Source organism: Nocardia vulneris (genome assembly GCF_001613425.1).
GTDB lineage: Bacteria > Actinomycetota > Actinomycetes > Mycobacteriales > Mycobacteriaceae > Nocardia > Nocardia vulneris.
Genome location: NZ_BDCI01000035.1, coordinates 321061 through 342594 on the forward strand (window position 1 = coordinate 321061; position 21534 = coordinate 342594).

General features: G+C 69.2%; 20 protein-coding genes and 1 other RNA gene. 11 read left to right on the forward strand and 10 right to left on the reverse strand.

The genetic code is table 11. The features are described 5' to 3' along the window. Positions 1–195: 195 nt before the first annotated feature. The 4 genes from NVU01S_RS31240 to NVU01S_RS31255 form a co-directional block, all read right to left on the reverse strand. Positions 196–1140: an endonuclease/exonuclease/phosphatase family protein gene (locus NVU01S_RS31240; protein ID WP_043676234.1), complete on the reverse strand. Its 945-nt coding sequence runs from the start codon at positions 1138–1140 to the stop codon at positions 196–198. A 373-nt stretch (positions 1141–1513) separates the two neighbouring features. Further along, the gene (locus tag NVU01S_RS31245; RefSeq protein WP_043676237.1) at positions 1514–4525 is read right to left on the reverse strand and encodes a bifunctional [glutamine synthetase] adenylyltransferase/[glutamine synthetase]-adenylyl-L-tyrosine phosphorylase; all 3012 of its coding nucleotides are present in this window, start codon (positions 4523–4525) and stop codon (positions 1514–1516) included. 87 nt (positions 4526–4612) lie between these two features. Next, positions 4613–5953, reverse strand: coding sequence for a glutamine synthetase family protein (locus NVU01S_RS31250; RefSeq protein WP_014983044.1), 1341 nt, complete (start codon positions 5951–5953; stop codon positions 4613–4615). 99 nt (positions 5954–6052) lie between these two features. After that, positions 6053–7585 (reverse strand): alpha/beta hydrolase, encoded by a 1533-nt coding sequence (locus tag NVU01S_RS31255; protein WP_043676239.1) that lies wholly within the window; start codon positions 7583–7585, stop codon positions 6053–6055. A gap of 205 nt (positions 7586–7790) precedes the next feature. Here NVU01S_RS31255 and panB point away from each other — a divergent pair, with 205 nt between their 5' ends. The 5 genes from panB (at position 7791) to NVU01S_RS31280 (ending at position 11914) form a co-directional block, all read left to right on the forward strand. Beyond that, positions 7791–8648, forward strand: coding sequence for a 3-methyl-2-oxobutanoate hydroxymethyltransferase (gene panB, locus NVU01S_RS31260; protein WP_043676324.1), 858 nt, complete (start codon positions 7791–7793; stop codon positions 8646–8648). Positions 8649–8676: 28 nt separating this feature from the next. Continuing rightward, a complete protein-coding gene (locus tag NVU01S_RS31265) occupies positions 8677–9525 on the forward strand; it encodes a hypothetical protein (protein WP_043676242.1) in 849 nt (282 codons plus the stop codon). A 74-nt stretch (positions 9526–9599) separates the two neighbouring features. Beyond that, positions 9600–10046: a hypothetical protein gene (locus tag NVU01S_RS31270; protein WP_043676245.1), complete on the forward strand. Its 447-nt coding sequence runs from the start codon at positions 9600–9602 to the stop codon at positions 10044–10046. Next, the gene (pip, locus tag NVU01S_RS31275) at positions 10046–11023 is read left to right on the forward strand and encodes a prolyl aminopeptidase (protein WP_043676247.1); all 978 of its coding nucleotides are present in this window, start codon (positions 10046–10048) and stop codon (positions 11021–11023) included. Before NVU01S_RS31270 ends, pip begins: the two co-directional genes overlap by 1 nt. Positions 11024–11026: 3 nt before the next feature. Further along, on the forward strand, positions 11027–11914 hold the full coding sequence (locus tag NVU01S_RS31280; protein WP_043676250.1) for a CHAD domain-containing protein: 888 nt from the start codon (positions 11027–11029) through the stop codon (positions 11912–11914). 400 nt (positions 11915–12314) lie between these two features. Here NVU01S_RS31280 and NVU01S_RS31285 read toward each other — a convergent pair whose 3' ends face one another. Together NVU01S_RS31285 and NVU01S_RS31290 are read right to left on the reverse strand one after the other, a co-directional pair. Then, entirely contained in the window at positions 12315–13748 is a 1434-nt protein-coding gene (locus NVU01S_RS31285) for an RNB domain-containing ribonuclease (protein WP_043676252.1), read from the reverse strand. A gap of 16 nt (positions 13749–13764) precedes the next feature. Continuing rightward, positions 13765–14097, reverse strand: a complete 333-nt coding sequence (locus NVU01S_RS31290) for a hypothetical protein (RefSeq protein ID WP_029901296.1) — start codon at positions 14095–14097, stop codon at positions 13765–13767. Positions 14098–14529: 432 nt separating this feature from the next. Between NVU01S_RS31290 and NVU01S_RS31295 the strand changes: the two genes are divergently transcribed. Beyond that, on the forward strand, positions 14530–14907 hold the full coding sequence (locus tag NVU01S_RS31295; RefSeq protein ID WP_043676256.1) for a hypothetical protein: 378 nt from the start codon (positions 14530–14532) through the stop codon (positions 14905–14907). Between the two features lie 94 nt (positions 14908–15001). Here the strand turns inward: NVU01S_RS31295 and NVU01S_RS31300 are convergent, their stop codons facing one another. The 3 genes from NVU01S_RS31300 to rnpB form a co-directional block, all read right to left on the reverse strand. Beyond that, complete coding sequence (locus NVU01S_RS31300) at positions 15002–15898, reverse strand: slipin family protein (protein ID WP_156161759.1); 897 nt, start codon at positions 15896–15898, stop codon at positions 15002–15004. Positions 15899–16002: 104 nt separating this feature from the next. Continuing rightward, complete coding sequence (locus tag NVU01S_RS31305) at positions 16003–16425, reverse strand: hypothetical protein (RefSeq protein ID WP_043676257.1); 423 nt, start codon at positions 16423–16425, stop codon at positions 16003–16005. A gap of 202 nt (positions 16426–16627) precedes the next feature. Next, positions 16628–17043: RNase P RNA component class A (gene rnpB / locus NVU01S_RS31310), an RNA gene on the reverse strand. A gap of 76 nt (positions 17044–17119) precedes the next feature. On the opposite strand from rnpB, the gene NVU01S_RS31315 reads away from it, so the two are divergent. Together NVU01S_RS31315 and NVU01S_RS31320 are read left to right on the forward strand one after the other, a co-directional pair. Continuing rightward, positions 17120–18007 carry an alpha/beta hydrolase gene (locus tag NVU01S_RS31315; RefSeq protein WP_043676260.1) on the forward strand — a complete coding sequence of 296 codons (888 nt, stop codon included), beginning with the start codon at positions 17120–17122 and terminating at the stop codon, positions 18005–18007. A gap of 135 nt (positions 18008–18142) precedes the next feature. Next, positions 18143–18661, forward strand: a complete 519-nt coding sequence (locus NVU01S_RS31320) for a TrmH family RNA methyltransferase (RefSeq protein ID WP_043676263.1) — start codon at positions 18143–18145, stop codon at positions 18659–18661. Here the strand turns inward: NVU01S_RS31320 and NVU01S_RS31325 are convergent. After that, complete coding sequence (locus NVU01S_RS31325) at positions 18637–19284, reverse strand: TetR/AcrR family transcriptional regulator (protein ID WP_043676267.1); 648 nt, start codon at positions 19282–19284, stop codon at positions 18637–18639. The genes NVU01S_RS31320 and NVU01S_RS31325 overlap by 25 nt on opposite strands. A 40-nt stretch (positions 19285–19324) precedes the next feature. Here NVU01S_RS31325 and NVU01S_RS31330 point away from each other — a divergent pair, with 40 nt between their 5' ends. The 3 genes from NVU01S_RS31330 to NVU01S_RS31340 all read left to right on the forward strand — a co-directional run bounded on the left by NVU01S_RS31330 (position 19325) and on the right by NVU01S_RS31340 (position 21068). After that, positions 19325–20023, forward strand: a complete 699-nt coding sequence (locus NVU01S_RS31330) for a hypothetical protein (RefSeq protein WP_043676270.1) — start codon at positions 19325–19327, stop codon at positions 20021–20023. Between the two features lie 156 nt (positions 20024–20179). Next, the gene (locus tag NVU01S_RS31335) at positions 20180–20467 is read left to right on the forward strand and encodes a hypothetical protein (protein ID WP_043676272.1); all 288 of its coding nucleotides are present in this window, start codon (positions 20180–20182) and stop codon (positions 20465–20467) included. A 40-nt stretch (positions 20468–20507) separates the two neighbouring features. After that, positions 20508–21068, forward strand: a complete 561-nt coding sequence (locus NVU01S_RS31340; protein WP_043676274.1) for an NUDIX hydrolase — start codon at positions 20508–20510, stop codon at positions 21066–21068. Positions 21069–21534 lie beyond the last annotated feature (466 nt).

The window sequence follows — 21534 nt, forward strand, 5'->3', positions numbered from 1 at the left end:
CACGCCACAACACACCCCACCCGAGAATGGGCGCACCCGCCCAACCGCCCAACGCCTCCCCACGACAGGACCGGCATCCGCACCCCTTGCAGGCTCCCGCACCCCGACTCGCCGCACGACACACCGGGTCTCGCCACAGAAAGGGTGCGGATACGGAAACGCACCGCGCCGAGTGGACCGGCTCGCCGGCGCGACTCAGGTCAGGCGGACTTGGGCGATCAGGGCTCGGTGGTCGGAGCGGGGGATGCTGAGGGTGCGGACTTCCTCGGCTTCGGCGTCGGCGAGCAGGATGTGGTCGATGCCGATGATCGGGCCCCACTGTTTGTCGTCCGGGAAGGTGAGCAGCAGGCCCGCGCCCGCCTGATCTGCGGCGGATTCGAATCGTCCGTGCAGGAGTTCGCGGTAGGCGGCGTGGTCGCGGGTGGCGTTGAAGTCCGCGCCGACGATCGCCGGGCCTTGTTGCGCGTCCAGGATCTCGCGGATGCGGCGCATCTCCGCCAGCCAGTCGGCGAAGTTCATCGGCGGCGGAATCGGGTGGAAGGCGAACACCGCGACGGGTCCGCGGTCCGGATGCTCCATCGTGGCGGAGACCTGGTTCAGGATGAACCCGCTGTATTTCTTGGTGTCGCGCAACGGGTATCGGCTGTAGATCCCGGTACCGCCCCCGCCGTCCGCGGTCGGCTCGAGGTAGCGGTGCGGCAGTGCGGCGTCGAGTCCCGCCGCGGCCAGCCGGTCGACGGCGGCGGTGGTCAGTTCGTTCACGGTGAGCACGTCGATGCGGTTGTCCTGGACGGCTCGCACCACCGCGCCCGCGTCGGCACCGCCGAACAACAGGTTCGACTGCATCACCCGCAGTTCGGGCCCGGTGGCGGCGCGCCCTTGCGGCGCGAAGGTCGGCACCACCGTCCACAGCACCACCCCGACCAGCACTGCGGCCAGCCCCGCACTGCGCCACCCCCGGGCGACCACGAAGCACACCAGCCCGATCACCGCCCCCACCATCAGATACGTGGCCCCTGACGCCAACAGCACCAACGCTTTCTGCTGCCAGGCCACCGAATGCAGCACCACCCCGGCCAGCCCCGCCGCCGCAGCGCACCACCCTGCCCCGAGCAAACCTCGCTTGACCCATCCACGCATACCCCGACCCTAAGCGCCCCCTGTGGAGCACCCGCGCGCCACCTGTGCCGCTTTTGTGTGCATCGCCCGCCCAGGCAGGTTCGCGCCGCACTATCGGGACGGAACGCTCATGAGGTCGGTGCGGGTGGCGGTGTCGCTCACAAGGGTGCCGCCCGCGAATTGCAGCGCGGCGTGCGTTGGGCGGCGGTGGGATGGCCCGCACCACAGGCGTCGGTGACGTCGAATACGACCGCACCGACGAAGGCCGGGCCCTCGTCCCACCGCTGACCGCCCTCTGCACCTGGGGTGAGCAGCGCCGGCCTCGTCCGCGGACCCGCCGCAAACCAGTTCGGCGGCAACACTTCTCGGTTGCCCTGAACGGGATGCCCGGGGCCTACTGGCCGAAGACCCGCTCCACCACCGCTTTTGCCCGGCGGGTGATCCGCATGTAGTGGTCGAGGAATTCGCTGCCGTCGTCGTTGGGCCAGCCCGCCACTCGGGCGACGGCGGAGAGCAGGCGACCCGGGCCGGGGAGTTGGTCGGTCGGCTTGCCGCGCACCAGGACCAGGGCGTTGCGGGCCTTCGTCGCGGTGAGCCAGGCGTCCCGGAGCAGTTCGACGTCGGCGGTGTCGAGCAGCTTGGTCTGCTCGATCACGTCGAGCGATTCCAGCGTCGATGTGTTGTGCAGGCCGAGCACGTCGTGGGCGTAGCGCAGCTGCATCAACTGCACGGTCCACTCGATGTCGGCGAGGCCGCCGCGGCCGAGTTTGGTGTGCGTGGCCGGGTTCGCGCCGCGCGGCAGCCGTTCGGCGTCGACGCGGGCCTTGATCCGCCGGATCTCGCGCACCGCCTCGGTGGAGACGCCGCCCTCCGGGTAGCGCACCTTGTCGATGATGTGCAGGAAACGCAGTCCGAGTTGCTGATCGCCCGCGACCTGGTGCGCCCGCAGCAGCGCCTGCACCTCCCACGGTTGGGCCCACTGCTGGTAGTACGCGGCGTAGGCGGCCAGGGTGCGCACCAGCGCGCCGTTGCGGCCCTCGGGGCGCAGCCCGGCGTCCACGTGCAGCGGCGGGTCGGTGCTGGGCGCGCCGAGCAGGCGCTGCACCTTGTCGGCGACGCTGATCGCCCACTTCACGGCCTTGGTCTCGTCCTCGCCGGGCCGGGGATCGCAGACGAACAGGACGTCCGCGTCGGACCCGTACCCGAGTTCCATGCCGCCGAGCCGGCCCATCCCGATCACCGCGAAATCGGCGGGGGCGGGCGTGCCCAGTTCCGCCTCGCTGGCCCGGATCACCGCTGCGAGTGCGGCTTCGAGCACCGCGACCCACACCGAGGACAGCGCCCGGCACACCTGTTGCACGTCGAGCATGCCGAGCAGGTCGGCCGAGGCGATCCGCGCCAGTTCGTGTCTGCGCAGCGAACGTGCCGCCGCCACAGCGCGTTTCGGGTCCTCATAACGGGATGCGGCGGTCATGATGCCGCGCGCGACGTCTTCGGGTTGCGGGCTGAGCAGCAGCGGCCCGCCCGGCCCGTCGGCGTACATGCGGATCGTGTCCGGCGCGTTGATCAGCAGGTCCGGCAGGTACTCCGAGGAGCCGAGCACGATCATCAGCCGCTGGGCGATCGCACCCTCGTCGCGCAGTTCGCGCAGGAACCAGATCTGGTCGTCGAGCCCCTCCGACACCCGGCGGTAGGCGAGCAGGCCCGCGTCGGGATTCGGTGTCTCGCCGAGCCATTCGAGCAAGGTCGGCAGCAGCAGCGCCTGGATACGACCCTTGCGCGAAACCCCGCCGGTGAGCGCTTTCAGGTGCCCGAGTGCGTGTTCGGGCGCCTGGTAGCCCAGCGCGGCCAGCTGCCGGATGGCGGCGTCGGGACTGAGCCGCAGCGCGTCGGGGTCCATCTTGACCACCGATTCGAGCAGCGGACGATAGAACAGCTTGGCGTGTAATCGTCTGACCCGCACCGCGTTCCGGCGAATCTCGGTGCCGAGCACGCCGACCGCGTCCTGCCTGCCGTCGGGCCGGATGTGCGCGGCGCGCGCCAGCCAGCGCATGCCTTCCTCGTCGTCGGCGGCGGGCAGCGTATGCGTGCGCCGCAACCGCTGCAGCTGCAGCCGATGTTCGAGCAGCCGCAGGAACTCGTAGGAGGCGGTGAGATTGGCGGCGTCGTCCCGGCCGACATACCCGCCCGCGGCCAGCGCGGTCAACGCCTCGACGGTGCCCTGCACGTGCAGCGACTCGTCCACCCGCCCGTGCACCAATTGCAGGAGCTGCACCGCGAATTCGACGTCGCGCAGGCTGCCGTGCCCGAGTTTGAGTTCGCGCTCGCGCAGATCGGCGGGCACCAGATCCTCCACCCGCCGCCGCATCGCCTGTACATCGGCGACGAAGTCGGGACGCTCCGAGGCGTTCCACACCATCGGCATCAGCGCGGCCCGGTACTGCTCGCCGAGTTCCAGATCGCCGGTCATCGGGCGGTTCTTCAGCAGCGCCTGGAACTCCCAGGTGCGTGCCCAGCGCTTGTAGTAGGCCAGATGTGAGTCGAGCGTGCGCACCAGCGCGCCCGCCTTGCCCTCGGGTCGCAGTGCCGCGTCCACCTCGAAGTAGGCCGCGCTCGCGACGCTCATCATCTCGGCGGCCAGCCGGGTGGCGGTGGCGTCGGCCGGCTCGGCGACGAAGACCACGTCGACATCGCTGACGTAGTTCAGTTCCCGGGCACCGCTCTTGCCCATGGCGATCACGGCGAGGCGTACCGGCACCGGACCGTCCTTGCAGACCCGCGCGACCGCCACCGACAGCGCGGCGGTGAGCGCGGCATCGGCCAGGTCCGTGAGGTGCCTGCCGACCACCTGATACGGCAGCACCGGCTCGTTCTCCACGGTCGCGGCGAGGTCGAGCGCCGCGAGCAGCATGAGCTGGTCCCGGTATCGCTTGCGCAGCAACGCCACAACCTCGGGACCGTGCTCGCCTGCCCGGAAAATCATCGGGCCCGCGTTGGCTCCCGTTTCGGGTACCGCGTCGACCACGTCGAGCAGATCGGCCAGCACCTCCTCGCGGGCAGGCAAAGCCTTGCGCCGCAGGATCTCCCAGGCCGCCGGATCGGCGACGAGATGATCGGCGAACGCGCTGGACGCACCGATCAGCGCGAACAACCTGCCGCGCAGCGCGGTTTCCGAACGAATCGCCGAATCCAGTGCCGCCCAGTCCGTTCCGAGCTGCTCGTACAGCTTCAGCAGGGTGTTCAGCGCGAGGTCGGCGTCGGGCGCGCGCGACAGCGCCCACAGCACGGGGATACTTTCGACGTTGTCCCAGCCCAATTCGCGCAGCGTGGCAGCAGCGGACGGCTCGAGTAATCCGAGCCGACCGACACCGGGGACAGCGGAGCGGGCAGACGGTGGCCGGACCATAGCTCTCAAATTACAGGCTCGAAGCTAACGGCAGGCCACCGCGGAACCTATCTTCGGTACCAGAACGGCGCAGGTGCCCGCCCGGGTTCACAGTCCGAGGTATTCCTTCAGCTCGTACGGCGTCACCTGGCTGCGGTAGTCGGCCCACTCCCGGCGCTTGTTGCGCAGGAAGAAGTCGAAGACGTGCTCGCCGAGCGTCTCGGCGACCAGCTCGGAGCGTTCCATCGCCTGCAGTGCCTCGTCCAGCGTGCCGGGCAGTTCCCGGAAGCCCATCGCGCGCCGCTCGGCCGCGGTCAGCGACCAGACGTCGTCCTCGGCCTCCGGCGGCAGCGTGTAGCCCTTCTCGATGCCGCGCAAACCGGCCGCGAGCAGCACGGCGAAGGTCAGGTACGGGTTGCAGGCCGAATCGGGGCTGCGGATCTCGATGCGCCGCGAGGAGGACTTGTTCGGCGTGTACATCGGCACCCGGACCAGCGCGGAACGGTTGGAGCGACCCCAGGACGCGGCGGTCGGCGCTTCCCCGCCGTGGATGAGCCGCTTATAGGAGTTCACCCACTGGTTGCTGATCGCGCTGATCTCCGGGGCGTGCTCGAGGATGCCCGCGATGAACGCCCGCGCGGTGACGGACAGGTTGATCGGATCGTCCGGATCGTGGAAGGCATTGGCCTCGCCCTCGAACAGGCTCATGTGCGTGTGCATCGCCGAGCCCGGGTACTGGGCGAACGGCTTGGGCATGAACGTCGCGCGCACGCCCTCGTCGATCGCCACCTCCTTGATCAGGTAGCGGAAGGTCATCACGTTGTCGGCCATGGACAGCGCGTCGGCGTAGCGCAGGTCGATCTCCTGCTGACCGGGCGCGCCCTCGTGATGGCTGAACTCCACCGAGATGCCCATCGACTCGAGCGCGTCGATGGCGTGGCGGCGGAAGTTCGGCGCCGAATCGTGCACGGCCTGGTCGAAGAAGCCGCCGGAATCGGCCGGGATCGGCTGCGAGCCGTCCTGCGGGCCGTTCTCCAGCAGGAAGAACTCGATCTCCGGGTGCACATAGCAGCTGAACCCGACATCGCCGGCCTTGTTCAGCTGGCGGCGCAGCACGTGGCGCGGGTCGGCCCAGGACGGCGAACCGTCGGGCATCGTGATGTCACAGAACATGCGGGCCGAGTGCTGATGCCCCTTGCTCGTCGACCACGGCAGCACCTGGAACGTGGACGGATCCGGCCGCGCGACCATATCGGCCTCCGACACCCGGGCGAAGCCTTCGACGGCGGAACCGTCGAAGCCGATACCCTCCTCGAACGCGCCCTCCAGCTCGGCGGGAGCGATGGCGACGGACTTCAGGTAACCCAAGACGTCGGTGAACCAGAGACGTACGAAGCGGATATCCCGCTCTTCGAGCGTCCGCAGCACGAATTCCTTCTGGCGATCCATGTCCGCGAGCGTAAGCACCCGGCGTTAAATCCGTGTTACATACACGCTGAGTGTGCCGACCTTGTTGCCGGAAAAAGATTTCCCCGGCCGCCGGGTCGCTCAGCAGGTGAGGCCGGGCGCCGGATCCTTCAGGTCGACGAGATAGTCGATCACCGCCTGATCCACGCACGACGAACCGCCGGAGAGCGCGATGGTATGCCTGCTGCCCTGGTAGGTCAGCAGCGACGCGCCCAGCTGGGACGCGAGGTCGACACCGGCCTGATACGGCGTCGCCGGGTCCTCGGTGGTCGACACCACCACGGTTTTCGGCAAGCCGGTCACCGTGATCCGATGCGGCTCACTGGTGTTGGGCACCGGCCACACCGTGCACTGGTCCAGCGGCGCCGCGCCGGTGCCGCGGCCGTCGTCGAGGAACGGCGCGGCCTTGCGGTACTCGATGTCCTGCCTGCCGGTGACCTCGCGGTCGCTGATCCGCGGATCGTCCACGCAGCGAATGGCATTGAACGCGTCGGTGGTGTTGCTGTAGGTGCCGTCGTCACGGCGGCCGTCGTACAGGTCGGCCAGTTGCAGCAGCGTGTCACCGCGGCCGTCGCGCAATTCGGACAGCCCGAGCGTGAGCACCGACCACAGGTCGGTCGTATAGAGCGCTTGCCGCACGCCGGTGAGCGCGTCGCCGTAGCTGAGGCCGCGCGGATCGGTGGTCGGCGCGGATTTGTCCCACAGCGGATCCACCAGCGCCCGGAAGCGCGGCACCGCCTGCGCCTTGTCGGTACCGAGCGGGCAGTCCGCCTTGCTCACGCAGTCCGCGGCGTAGGCGTCGAACACCTTCTGGAAGCCGGCCGCCTGGCGCAGCGATTCCTGCACCGGGTCCTGCGCGGAGTCGATCGCGCCGTCCAGCACGAGCGCGCGCACCCGGTCCGGGAACTTCTCCGCATACGCCGAGCCGATCTTGGTGCCGTACGAGTAGCCCAGGTAGCTGAGCTTCGGGTCGCCCAGCGCGGCGCGCAGCACGTCGAGGTCCTGCACCACCTCGCGGGTGCCGACGTGCGCCAGGAACTCCTTGCCGGTCCGGGCGGTGCAGCGATCCGCGTACTGCCGGTTCTCGTCCTCGGCCGCGGCGATCCCCGCCGGGGTGTTGTCCTTCTGTGCCTCGGCCCGCTCCGCGTCCTGCTCCTGCGCGGTCTCGCAGACGATGGACGGCGTCGACGAGCCCACCCCGCGCGGATCGAAGCCGACCCGGTCGAACCGCTGTGCCAGCGGCGTCTTGTTGCCGAGCCCCGACATGGTCAGCCCCGACTCCCCCGGCCCGCCGGGATTCATCAGCAGCGAACCGATCTTCTTGCCGGAGGCCTTGATCCGCGACACCGCGATCTGTGCGGTCGCCCCGTCGGGTGCGGCGTAGTCGATCGGCACGGTGATCTTCGCGCACTCCGCGCTCGGCGCGAACCGGTCCTCCGCCGAACCGAAGCCGGCGCAACCGCCCCACTGCACGGTCTGGTGATAGAACTTGCCCAATTCGGCGGGCACCTCGGGCATCGGACCGGTCGGATGCCCCGCGGTCGTACACCCCGCCGCCACCAATCCCAGCACCGCCACGATCAGCGCACCGCGCCCACTCCGCACCAAAGCCATCCTCTGATACTGGCAGCACCCGGCGCGCACCGGCGCACAGCCCGTCCGCGACGAGCCGCGGTCAGGGCCGCAACCTCGCGTGATGTGACCAATTGCATCGGGCCGAAGCCTTAATCGGGGCCGGTCACAGCTGGCACACTGAAGCTGTCAGACGAACCCGGGGACCCGGACGGGCCCCGAGGAGACAGCGACGAAAGGGACGATGATGTCCGTATCCGATTCGGAAACCCCTGCCTACGGCGCGGCGCCCAGCCAGCCGAAGAAGGCCGTGCGTAAAACCCGGGTGCATCATCTGCAGCAGATGAAGGCCGACGGCGAGCGCTGGTCCATGCTCACCGCCTACGACTACTCCTCGGCGCGACTGTTCGAGGAAGCCGGCATTCCCGTGCTGCTCGTCGGCGACTCCGCGGCCAACGTCGTCTACGGCTACGACACCACGGTGCCGATCACCGTGGACGAGCTGCTCCCGCTGGTCCGCGGCGTGGTGCGCGGCGCACCGCACGCGCTGGTGGTGGCCGATCTGCCGTTCGGCACCTACGAGTCCTCGCCGCAGCAGGCCCTGGCCACCGCGACCCGGTTCATGAAGGAGGGCCAGGCGCACGCGGTGAAGTTCGAGGGCGGCGAGCGCGTCGCCGAGCAGATCGCGCTGATCACCTCGGCGGGCATCCCGGTCATGGCGCATATCGGGTTCACCCCGCAGAGCGTCAACACCCTCGGCGGGTTCCGCGTGCAGGGCCGCGGCGACGGCGCCGAACAGCTCATCGCCGACGCCATCGCGGTGCAGGAGGCGGGCGCGTTCGCGGTCGTCATGGAGATGGTGCCCGCCGAACTGGCCGCGCAGGTCACCGGCAAGCTGACCATCCCGACCGTCGGCATCGGCGCCGGCGCGGACACCGACGCCCAGGTGCTGGTCTGGCAGGACATGGCGGGCTACACCAGCGGCAAGACCGCCAAGTTCGTCAAGCGATTCGGCAATATCGGCGACGAATTGCGTACCGCGGCAGCGAATTACGCGGACGAGGTACGCCGGGGCACCTTCCCCGGTCCCGAGCACAGCTTCTGACCCGCTCGAAACGAACAGCACAGTGTCGATGACCGGCCGAGTGGTGCAGGCGCCCGCCGCACTGCTCGGACAGTCGATCGAGCCGTTGACCGATTGGGCGTTCGGCGTCCTCGCCGAGCACGGGCTCACCGTCACGGGCGCGCCGGTGGAAACCCGGCGGCGCGCCTGGTCGCTGGTCGTGCGCATCCCCACCAGCGCGGGCCCGATGTGGGCGAAAGCCAATGCCCGCGCCTTCGCGCACGAGGGCCACCTGTTGGAGCTACTGGCTCGACTATGTCCGGGCAGCGCGCTGGAACCCGTTGCGGTGCAACCGGATCGCGGCTGGCTGCTCAGCAGGCACGGCGGTGACGTCGCCCCGGACACCGCCACCGAATGGACCGGGCTGGTCCGGGCCTACGCCGAACTCCAGCAGTCGCTCACCACCCACATCGAGGAGCTACGCGCCACCGGGACGCCGTATCTGCCGCCCGCCCGGCTGGTCACCGTCTACCAGCATTACGAGCCGCGCATCCCCGGCCTCGGTGACCGGATCGCGGCGGCCGCCGCGGAACTGGGCGACTACAACCGGCTCAGCATCGAACACAACGACGTGCACCCCGGCAACGCGTTCGCCGGCACCGGACTGCTCTTCGACTGGGCCGATGCGGTGATCACCCACCCGTTCCTGTCGCACAAGATCCTGCGCACCCCGCACCGGGCCGAATACTTCGCGCACTGGCGGCGCGGCGGTCCCATCTCGCGCACCGAGATCACCCTCGCCGAGCGGCTCGCCCCGCTGATCGCACTGCACCCCTGGCGCACCATAGACGTCTCCGCCGCACCGTTCGCCCGCACGGTCGAGGCTCTGCTGGAGGAGTTGCGCGCCGGCTTCCGGTGAACGCAGTCCGGGCCCTGCCGGCGAATCAATGGCAGACTCGAGGCGGACATTGCCGACAACAGCAGAGGTATTTGATGCGCAGCCGTTGGATCTCACGCAGCACGCTGCTGCTGGCAGGCGTTTTCGCCGCCGCAGCACTGACCGCCTGCGGAACCGAGTCGAACCCGGCCCCTACCGGGAGCTCGGGTTCGACGACGGGATCCGCGACGGCGACCAGCAAGCCGAGCAGCACCGCCCCGAAGCCGGGCACCCCGGAGATCTCCGACGCCGCCGCCGCCCAGCTGTGCGACATGATCCGCCCGGAGCTGTCGAACTGGCGCGTGCAGGGCCCGACGCTCGGCCGGATCGGCCTCAACGCGATGGTGCACGAGTGGGCGCTGCGCAACGGCGGCATCAACGGCGCGGTGCTGGCCGACAAGCCGGTGATCGACCGGATCACCACCAAGAGCTGCCCTGACGTGCACAAGCAAGCGATCGAGGCGCTGGAGCTGACGGATCTGGCCTCCGGGCTGGCGTTCTGATGGCGGGCACCACGCGGCGCACGCTGTATCCCGAGATCGAGCCGTACGACAGCGGGCTGCTCGACGTCGGCGACGGCCAGGCGGTCTACTGGGAGGTCAGCGGCAACCCCGACGGCAAACCGGTGGTGTTCCTGCACGGCGGACCCGGCGGCGGCACCTCGCCCTATCAGCGACAGTTCTTCGACCCGGCGGCCTACCGGATCGTGCTGCTCGATCAGCGCGGCTGCGGACAGTCCACTCCGCACCTCGCCGACAACGCGAGCCTGGCGACCAACACCACCCAGCATCTGATCGCCGACTTGGAGGCGCTGCGTACGCATCTCGGCATCGATCGCTGGCAGGTGTTCGGCGGATCGTGGGGTTCGACGCTCGCGCTGGCCTACGCGCAGACCCACCCGGAGCGGGTCACCGAACTGGTGCTGCGCGGCATATTCCTGTTGCGCCGCAAGGAAATCGACTGGTACTACAACGGCGCCGCGGGCTATGTGTACCCCGACGAGTGGGAGAAGTTCCTCGCGCCGGTGCCGGCGGCCGAACGCGGCGAGGACCTCGTCGCGGTCTATCACCGCCTGCTGCACTCCCCGGACGAACAGGTCGCGCTCGCGGCCGCGATCGCCTGGTCCACCTGGGAGGGTGCGACGAGTGCGGTACTGCCGCAACCCGATCGGGTCGCCGAGACCGCCGAGCCGCGGTTCGCGCTGGCGTTCGCCCGGATCGAGAACCACTACTTCCAGCACCGCGGGTTCCTCGAAGAGGGCCAGTTACTTCGTGACGCCGGTACCATTTCCCATATCCCGACGGTCATCGTGCAGGGGCGCCACGACATCGTCTGCCCCGCGGTGAGCGCGTGGGATCTGCACAAGGCGCTGCCGAACTCGGAGCTGCACATCGTGGACGACGCGGGCCACGCGGCGAACGAACCAGGCATCACGCACCACCTGGTCGAAGCCACCGACCGATTCGCGAAGGCGGGGTAACCCATGACGGCCACAGCCGGTAACGCGATCATCGCGGCACTACGCGACGATGTCGACCGGCTGCTGGCCGCCGAACCCGACGTGCGGGCCGACGCCCCCGATTCGGTGCACCAGATGCGGGTCGCGACCCGTCGGCTGCGCAGCGTATTGCGGTCCTACCGCAGTCTTTTCGAGCGGGGCCCGGCCGCCTCGATGGGCGAGGAACTCAAGTGGCTGGCCGGTGTTCTCGGTGTGGCCCGCGACGCCGAGGTACGCGGTGCGCGTTTCGCGGCGCTGCTGACCAAACACGCTCAGCAGGGCGAACATTCGGAGGCAGAGCTGGCGCCGGTGACGGCCCGGCTGGTCACCGCTCAGCAGCAGCGTTACGCCGCCGCGCACGCCGATGTCCTGCTCGCGCTGGACAGCCCACGCTACCGCGACCTGCGCGCCGAACTCACGCACTGGCGCACCGAACCACCGTTGCGGGCGCGGCGCGCCGAAGTGTCCGCCGCCGAATTCTTCGGTGTTGTGCTGCAACGTGATCGGGAGCGGGTCGAACGGCTGATCCAGCTCGAACCCACCGTGACGGCGGACGAGCGGGTCGAGCTGCTGCACGATATCCGCAAGAGCGCCAAGCGTTTACGCTACTCCTGCGAGGCCGCCGAGCAGGTGCTCGCCGCCGCGGCGACCGGCCTCGGTGCTCGCGCCAAACGACTGCAGACCGTGCTCGGCGACCACCGCGACGCCGTCGAATCCCAGCACGCGCTCTACGGCCTCGCCGCCGACGCCGGTGCCGCGGGCGAAGACCCGGCCCTGTACCGCATCCTCGCCGGCGCCGAAGACACCGCAGCCCGCCAGGCCCTGAGCCGCTACCCCGAGGCCGCCGCTGCATTGACTACCAACGGCGACTAGGCCGCTCCGACTCCGCGCCGCCTGGCAAGCCGGGCCATCGGCATCCCGTCGCCCCGCACCGCGTACACCTGCCACATCCGCCGCATCTACCTCACCGGCCGAGTCAGGCGCACTTCGCGTCGCCGCCACGGCTGGATAAGCCCGATGGAGCCCTTCGTCGGGCACCCACGCTTATCCACCACGAACGATCGGAGGACCCCGCGCACTGTCCTCACGGGTCGCATCGGCCGGGCATGTTGGCGCACTACTTCTGACTTCGTGCACCCGCTGTGGCAGGCCAAAGCGGGTGCGGGAACACAAAAGGGGTGCGGGAACACAAAAGGGGTGCGCGAAGTCAGAAGGGGTGCGGCTGCGGGGGCGGTCCCGTACCGTCCGCGTTCAACGGACGGCGCGGCCGCGCTCAGGGCGCGTAGGCGAAGGCGATCTTGCGGGTGGTGGGGTCGGCGGCGGTCAGGCGGACGCGCACCTGTTCGCCTTCGGGTGGCTCGCCGGTACAGGGGCCGAGCACCGGTGGGTCGGCGATGAAGATCTCGGCGGCGCGGTTGCCGTTGGCTTCGCGCACCACGACCGCGTCGAACTCCGTGCCCGCGCGTTCGGCGAGCAACGTCGCCTCGGTGAGGTCGATGCAGGCGCGTTCGACCTTGTTCGCGATCGTGTCGCTGCGGCGCATGGTGTCCGCGGTGTCGGCGAGACCATCGGTAACCCACTGCGGCACTGCGGTTCCCGCACAGCGAGCCAGGCAGATTTCGGTGGCGTAGCGGTCGACCAGTCTGCGCAGCGGCGCGGTGACGTGTGCGTACGGCGCGTGCATCGCGCTGTGCTGCAACGTTTCCGGGGCGGCCCCGGTCGTATCGCCGTTCACCACGGTGTAGGACGCGCCGCGCAGCAGGCTGGTCGCCTCCGACATCAGCACCAGCGCGGCGGGCGTGTTCGGGTCCAGTCCGGCGAGCATCTGCCCGACCGGTTGCGCCTCGGGCCAGGCGACGCCCAGCGCCGCCGCGGTCCGGCGCATCGACGCGATCGCCGATTCGGCGGGCGGCGGCATGGTGCGCAGCAGCGCGGGCGCGCCCGCGTCGAGCATGATGCGGGCCGCGCACATCCCGGTGAGCAGCGAGACCTGCTCGTTCCAGTCGTCGGCGGCGGTGCGTGGTTCCACGATCAGCCGCCAGTGCCCCGGCGAGCGATCGTCCCGGACGATGCTCTGCGCGGGCAGCCGCAAACCGATCGCGCCACGGGTCAGTCCCGCCTCGATGCGCCGCTTGCCGAATTCCGGCAGGGCTGCGATCGAGGGGTGCAGGCGGCCCGCGTCGGCGTCGGCCTGCACGCCCGCGTAGTCGAGCCTGGCGCGCGAGCACACCAGCGCGCGTTGCACCGAAAACCGTTGCGGTTCGGCGTTTTCGTCGAGTTCGATGGTCCACAGCGCGGCCGGGCGGCGCTGCTGCGGCAGCAGGCTCGCGGTGCCCTCGGACAGCACCGGCGGATGCAGCGGCACCGTGCCGTCGGGCAGATAGAAGGTTTGTCCCCGGGCGCCGGACTCTTTGGCGAGCGCGCCGTCGGGATCGATCACCGCGCCCACGTCGGCGATGGCGTAGTGCAGCAGGAAGCCGGTGCCGGTGCGCTCGAGGTGCAGGGCCTGGTCCAGATCCATGGCCCCCGGTGGGTCGATCGTCACGAGCGGGATGTCGGTGCGATCGTTCCGGTCGCCCGCGAACGCGTCGGACGCGTCGCGGGCTTCCGCGGTGGCCTCGGCGGGGTACGCCGAGGCCAAACCGAATTCGGAACGGATGGCGCCGAAGTCGACCGGCGCCGAGACGATCCGCTGATGCAATTCCACGCTGGGTGTGCCAGTCCTACTGCAACGCCAGCATGGTGCCGTTCAACGAATCGAGCGGCCCGTACACGGTGAAGGTGACATGTCCGCCCGGGACCGCCGCCGACACCGCGGCGGCCGCGTCCAGCGCCTGACCGAACGAAGGCGCCGAAGGATGGGGCAGACCGGCGAGGGTCTGCCCGAAACGGTTCTGGGCGACCCAGACCGTATCGGCAGGGCTGAGGTCGACCTGCACCCCGCCCGGCAGCGGCGTCACCGCTACGGCACCGGCGGAACCGGCCCCCAGCATGGCGAAAACCGAAGCAGCACCGGCGATCAACGCGCCGGCGACCAGTGAGCGAACAATCCGCATATGAGTTGAGACCTGCTTTCCCGCATTCGAAGTGTGAAGGGAACGTCGCGGCCCGGCAAACGGGCCAAGCCGACGGCCCCTACTTTATGACGTCGATCACGGTCCGGCTAGTTACTCGCGCATCGGCATGGCGGGCCGCCATGGCGAGCAGGCCGCCGACGTGGCTGCTAACGTTGCCCGCCGTAGCGTGGCTCACATTCGGCCCGCACATTCTGAAATGTCCTGTACGTCGACAATTGGGAGTTCCGTAGCTATGTCATCGATCTTGTTCGACTACCTGGCCCCGCTGATCGGCGCGGACCAGGCAGCCTATTGGGCCCAGGTCTTCGTCGTCTCCCCGGTCTGACCGATAAACCTTCTGCCACAACCCTGTCGCCTCCCGTTCACCGGACGGGAGGCGACTTTGGTTCCGGCCCGCTAGCATCCCGCTCCGTGATCAGAACTACCGCCGCTCTCGCGGCCAGCGCGACCCTCTTTGCCCTGCTGCTCACCGGCTGCGGGGACGACAAGGCCACCACCGATGCCGCCTCTTCTTCCACCACCGCGCAGTCGAGCGGCGACACCCAGGTCGTCGACAACGTGAAGGCGGGCGCGTTCGTCGTCAGCTTCCGCGGTGCGTTCCCGAAACTCGCCGACGGCAAGGACGACGCGAAGATCTCCACCGTGCTGAGTGACACGTGCAAGGACATCAAGGCGGGCAAGCCCGAGGACGAGGTCGTCAAGAACATCATCAAGCGGGCCTCCGGCAAGACCGAGGCGACCACCGAGGAGTCGAAGGCCATCTACCAGATGGCCAAGATGATGTGCTGAGCCGCGGCTATTTCGGCTGACCGATGCGGGACGCACGGCGGCGCCCGAAAAGCGTCCGCCGTACCCGTATCGGTATCCGCCACCGGCATCACGTCTAGGGGGCGATTTGTTTCGGGGGCGGCGGGTTGTCGGGGGAATTCAATTCTTGCTGTTGTTCGGGGGCGGGAAGTTCGTCGGGTTCGGGTTGTTGTGTCGCGGGGGCCGCAGGGGTCGCGGTGGGCGCGGTGGGCGGGGTGCTGCGCTCGAGGAAGCGCAGCAGTTCCACCGGGAAGGGCAGGACGAGGGTCGAATTCTTTTCCGCCGCAACCTGAACCACGGTTTCGAGCAGGCGCAGCTGCAGCGAGGCGGGCGATTGCGACATCTGCTCGCCCGCCTGCGCCAGCATCTGCGAGGCCTGTAGTTCGCCCTCCGCGGAGATGACGCGGGCCCGGCGTTCGCGTTCGGCCTCGGCCTGCCGGGACATCGAGCGCTTCAACGCATCCGGCAGTGCGACATCCTTGATCTCCACCCGATCGATGTGCACGCCCCAGCCCAGCGCCGGGCTGTCGATCATGATCTCCAGGCCCTTGTTCAGCTCTTCGCGGTTGGACAGCAGGCTGTCCAGGTCGCTCTTGCCGATGATCGAACGCAGTGAGGTCTGCGCCACCTGGCCGACGGCGAACAGATAGTTCTGCACCTCCACCACCGCCAGTACCGGATCGAACACCCGGAAGTACACCACCGCGTCCACCCGGACCGTCACGTTGTCCCGAGTGATGCCGTCCTGCGCGGGGATCGGCAGGGTGACGATCTGGGTCGACACCTTCTGCATCCGGTCCACGAACGGAATCAGCAAGCGCAGCCCGGGATCTCGCGTCGCGATCACCCGGCCGAACCGGAAGACCAACCCCTTCTCGTACTGCGCGACCACCCGGGCGCTCGTGGCGGTGGCGATCGCGCCCGCCACCGCGCCCAAGCCGAAGATGCTGCCCACAATCGTCAGGAAATCCATGCCCGCCCACCTGAATCGCGTCCGCAGACAGCAGAGGCGGGTGCCTGGACGCTGCGGCCCCGCAGCTACTTCCATCATGACACCGAACAGGGCGGGCAGGCAGACTATTTCAGCGTCAGCCGCTTCAGCGCGGTGCCACCCTCGAACGCCTTGTCGCCCTGGAACAGCGACGCGAAAATCCGCACGCTCTGGTCGGATTCGGGGGTGAACGGTTCGGCATCGGCCACCTTGGTCGCGGTGGCCCGCTGCGTCTGCGGCGTGCCGTCGCAGGTGGCCGCGGCCTTCGCGCCGAGCATCTGCTCGCCCTCCGCGCGGCGGATGAACACCTGCAATGTCACCGCAGCGTCGACGGGCTCGCACAGGTAGGTCACCGACACGGCCACGTCCCCACCGGTGCGTTCGGCACCGGTGACATCGACCTTGTTCGGCGGAGCGGTGGCGGTCGTCGGCGCGGCAACGGCCGGGCCGACGCAGGCCACGGTGATCACGGCCGCCGCGGCGGCGAGGACGCTCATCCGGCGCGGCATGCTCTGAACGTTGATGACACTCTCCTAGCGATCGATCTCGCGGCCGCGCCGAATCGGGCACACCGCACAAAACTCGACCGACAATACTGGTATCGCGCGCATCCTGAGCGACCCAATCAGCTGGCCACAGAATGGATCTCACCCGTTCACGCGACGTTCGCCGGGAGACCACCGGCCCGGGCGGATCCGGGGCCGAAGCGGGCGGACGAGTTGGCCTGTAAGCCGGATCCTGTCCCCGGTTCGCACCGGGGGGCGACCATCCATCTGGACACACCGTCGCCGGGTGTCTCGAGCGGTCCACCCGCAGGCTCGGGCGAGCAGCCCTCGAACACCTGCGCAGCCGCACCGCGAGCGATGCGACCTTCGACCTTGCTCCGGGCGGGGTTTACCTAGCCGCCCCGGTCACCCGGGGCGCTGGTGCGCTCTTACCGCACCGTTTCACCCTCACCGCACGACCCCGAAAGGCCGTGGGCGGTCTGTTCTCTGTGGCACTGTCCCGCGGGTCACCCCGGGTTGCCGTTAGCAACCGCCCTGCTCTGTGGAGTCCGGACTTTCCTCGACGCCGGGCGGCGGCACAGCTGTGCCCGTTCCCGATGCCGCGGTCGCCCGGCCAACTCGTCCGCGCTGCCAGAGTACTCGGCCTGGCAGGCTCCGCCAGGGTGTGGGGGCCGCGGACGCAGTACGGTGGTGTGTCATGGAACGTGTCGAGGTCGGCTTCCCGTCCGGAAGCGAGCAGTGTGCCGCCTGGCTCTACCGCCCGGACGGCGCGCCCAAGCCCCGCCCGCTCGTTGTCATGGGACACGGCCTGGGGGCGAACCGCGAGATGGGGCTCGATCGGTACGCGCGGCGTTTCGCCGCCGCGGGCATGGCCGTCCTCGTGTTCGATTACCGCAACTTCGGTGCGAGCCAGGGCGAACCGCGCCAGCTCATCCGGATCGGCAAGCAACGCGACGACTGGCGCGCCGCCATCGCGTTCGCGCGCACCATCCGCGGCATCGACGCGACCCGGATCGCCCTGTGGGGCACTTCGTTCAGTGCCGGTCACGTCCTGGCGGTGGCCCCCGAGGATGATTACCTCGCCGCGGTGGTGGTGCAGGTGCCGTTCACCAGCGGCTGGGCCAGCGCGCTGGCGAAGGGCCCGATCAGCCTGACCAAGGTGACCGCCATCGCCGCCACCGACCTGCTCATCGGTCCGCTGCGGCGCAAGCCCATCGGCATCCGATTAGCCGGCCGCAAGCGTTCCGCCGCGCTGATGAGCGCGACCGACGTACCGGAGGGCAACGGCAGGCTGGCCGAGGAGAGCGAGCACTACAAGCCGAAAGTAGCTGCCCGCATTGCTTTTTCGGCGATGTTCGACAAGCCCGGCCGACGCGCCAAGGCATTGAAGATGCCGGTGCTGTACGCCCTCGCCGACAATGATTCGATCACCCCGGTCAAGCCCGCGCTGCGCGCCGCCGAACGAACCAAGCACGCGGTCGTGAAGCGTTATCCGGTGGGGCATTTCGACATCTACTTCGACGACACCTTCGAGAAGGCGGTGTACGACCAGACCGAGTTCCTGGTGTCGGTGCTGCGGCCGTAGTGCGCGTACCGGTGCCGTATCGTGGATACGCGGCCGTTGCCGCGAACTGTCCTCGACGATGGCCCCGGTGCGCCGCGAAGCATCCACTCCCATGAATTCTGTTCTCTGCCACGGGAAGGCTCTTCCCGCCCACCGATGACCGCCGCGCGGGTGAAGTCCCGCCCGGAACTCCGCAGGCAACGCAGGTCGCGCGCGCACAGCTGCTGGAACCATCTGCTCATCGCACCGCTGTGGCCCAAGTACGGCGTCAACCTGGGCACCCTGCTGCGCACCTGCGACGCGGTCGGCGCCTGCCTCGCCGTACCGCGCAAACCGTGGGTGCCCGATGCCCTCGCCCACGGCAACACACTCCGAAAACAGCAGTGTGTGCACTGGATCGACGGCCGGGTCGAGCGCTGGCTCGCCCGTCAGCGCGCCGGCGGCTCCGCCATCGTCGGCGTCGAACTCACCGACGAATCGATCCGGCTCGCCGATCTCCCGACCGCCCGGCGGCGCACCGTCATCGTCCTCGGGCACGAATCCACCGGCATCCCACCGGAAGGGCTGGAACTGCTCGACGTGGCCGTCGAAATCCCGATGATCGGCACCGGGCACAGCCTCAATGTCGCCGTAGCGGGGTCGCTGGTGCTCTACAAACTCGCCGGGCTCTGCTGAGGCCGCGCCAGGAGTTCGCGGATCAGCGTTGCCGCCCACCACTTTTCGACGCGTTCCGGCGGCCAGCCACGTTCAGCGGTGAGCTCGGTGTAGACGTCGATGTTGCAGAGGGCCGCATAGATGTCGAGCGCGGTCGCCAGGTCGAGGGTGGGGTGCAGAGTGCCCGGCGGCCACGAGCCGAGAACCTGACGGTGGGCGTCGTCGGCTCGGCTGCGCGCGTCCCGATAGGCTTGCGCCAGTTCGGGTTCCGTGCGTCCGGCGTCGCGCAGCAGGACGATGACATCGCCCGCGCGCTCGAACAGCCTGCGGTCGTAGGCCGTCATCGCCGCGAGCTGACCGGCCGGATCGGCCGCCTCCAATGCGGTGAGCAGGTGTGGCAGGTCCGCTGAAAGGTCGGCGGCATCGGCCAGGGCCATGGTCAACCCGGCCTTGTTGCCGTAGGCGGCGTAGACCGTCGGCACCGAAACCCCCGCCTCACTCGCCACGTCGCGTACGGTCGTCGCCGACCAGCCTTTGGCCAGGAACAAGGCCCGGGCGGCGCGGGCGATCTCCGCGCTCGTCTGCTGCGCCTGCGCGATCCGCCGCAACGAGTCGTAGCGGCGGCGTGCCTGCTCCTCCGCCATGGGGGTTCCCCTTTCGATTTGCGCTACTTATATTCAATATATGACAACCCAAACAGAAGGCTACATCGCCTGGCCGTTCGCCCGGTTCGGCGGCCTGGGCGCCCTCGGTTTCGCCACGCTCATCGTGGGCGCCAACCTCGTTCTCGAACCCGCGGGCATGCCCGTCATCGGCGCGGACATCGAGGAGGTGAACACCTTCTTCGCCGCCGAATCCGGTGCCGTCGGACTCTCGTCGAGCGTCACTCCGGCCGCGTGGCTCTGCGTCATCGTGTTCGGCGCCGCCGCGGTCGCGACCATCTGGCCGCGCGAACGGGCCACCGGTTCGGCCTGGTCGCTCGTCGGTTTCGCGGGGCTGCTGCTGCAAACCGCCGCGTTCGTCGGCGTGGTCGCCCTCCGACTCGCCCTCTGCACCACCACCGAGCGCTCCGGCACCGCCGCACTGTGGGCGCTGCACAACGCTCTGTTCGTGCTCAACGGGGTGTTTCTCACCGTCGCCCTGCTCGGCCTGTCGCTCGGCGGTCGCCGGGCCGGGCTGATCCGCCGCTGGCACGCCACCATCGGATCACTCGCCGCCGCAGGGCTTTTCGTCTCCGCGACGCTCACTCCCCTGGTCATCGAACGCGGCGGTCCGCTCGCTCTGATCAGCTTGATCAGCTGGTTGCTGTGGGTCGTATGGTTGGTCACCTACGGTGTCACGCTCCTGCGCCTCGTACCTGCTACCCGGCCGTCCGCCGCGTGAACGACGGAAGGACGCTGATTCGCGATGCGAGTGCGGGCGGCCGGCGCTGGGAGACGCTCGTGACGGAGAGTCGGCAGGCGGTCGGAGCCGGGCGATCCGGGCCTGTCGGGCGGCGTAGATTACAAGCAAGCAGCATTGCGTGGAATCGAGGTTTGCATGCTCGCCGATCCTTTGCTTCTGGAAGCCCGCCGCGCCCATCTCCTCGACCAGCTTCGTGAACTGCGCAGCAGGGTAAGCCAATTGGCCGACGACTACGGCGCACTACACACCGCGGGGCTGTTGATCGACACCGAGAGCGCCGGAGCGCTCACCACGGCCGCCCACTGCGTCGCCGGTGCACGGGAGGTTTTCGACGAGGCCGCGCTCGAACTCGCGGCGGCGGTGGATGCGCTCGACCGCGCCGGCACGTACACCACTCGGCTGCGGCCGGTCACGCTCGACTGAGCACCGTGGCTGTCGGTGCCGGACAGTACAGTCCTGCCCCATGCATGCCGCGACTGCTGCCGTCGCCGAGATCGTGGGCGGGATCACCCCTTTCGATCCGGTGGAAAAGGAACACATCGACGAGACACTGACATGGTTGGCGTCCACCGATGACGTGTTCCGCCGGGTGAAGCCGGACATTCCGCCGCGACACCTGGTCAGCTACGTCGTCCTGGTCGACCCGGACGCGCGCGCCGTCCTGCTCGGACACCACCGCCTCGCCGGCTTGTGGTTGCCGACGGGCGGACACGTCGATCCCGGCGAACACCCGTTGACGACCGCCCGCCGCGAAACGATGGAAGAACTGGGCATCACCGCCGACCTCACCGTCACCGGCACCGCGCCCCTGTTCCTCACCTGCACCACCACCGTCGGCACGCACGGCGGCCACGAGGACGTCAGCCTCTGGTACGTCATCCGCGGCCGGCGCAGCAACCCATACACCCTCGACCCTCGCGAGTTCAGCGACCAGAACTGGTGGGACATCGACGAATTCGCGCTCCCCGACACCGACCCCCACCTCCCCCGCTTCCTCACCAAACTCCAGCAGGCGCTGTCTTGAACCGGGCCGGTCGCCCAGCCGCCACCTGCGTCCCCCGAGAGTCCACAGACCTTGTCCACGGTTCACAGCACGCCTAAGCACGACGGCGAAGCCGACCACGAAGGCACCCGCGGGCGAGGGCGCGTGACCCGCGCTCGCCGAGGTCCACAGACCTTGCATGCGGTTCACAGGGCATATAGCCGCTGCGAGCCGTAGAGAAGATCTGTGGGCGCGAACCTATCTGTCGCTTGGTCCACGACCGCCCCGCGCGAGGTCCCCATGCACACGGTCAGCGGCGGCGGAAAGTGCGCCAGAGCACGCGGTCGACGGCGGCGCAAAGCACGCCACAGCACGCGATCAGCGGCGACGGCGTGGAGCGCAAGGCAGCCAGAGCACGACGGCGAAGCCGCCCACGACGGCACCGGCGGTCAGGGGCGGGTCGCGGGCGCGTTGCCGACCAGCGCACGCCGAGCATCCACAGACCTTC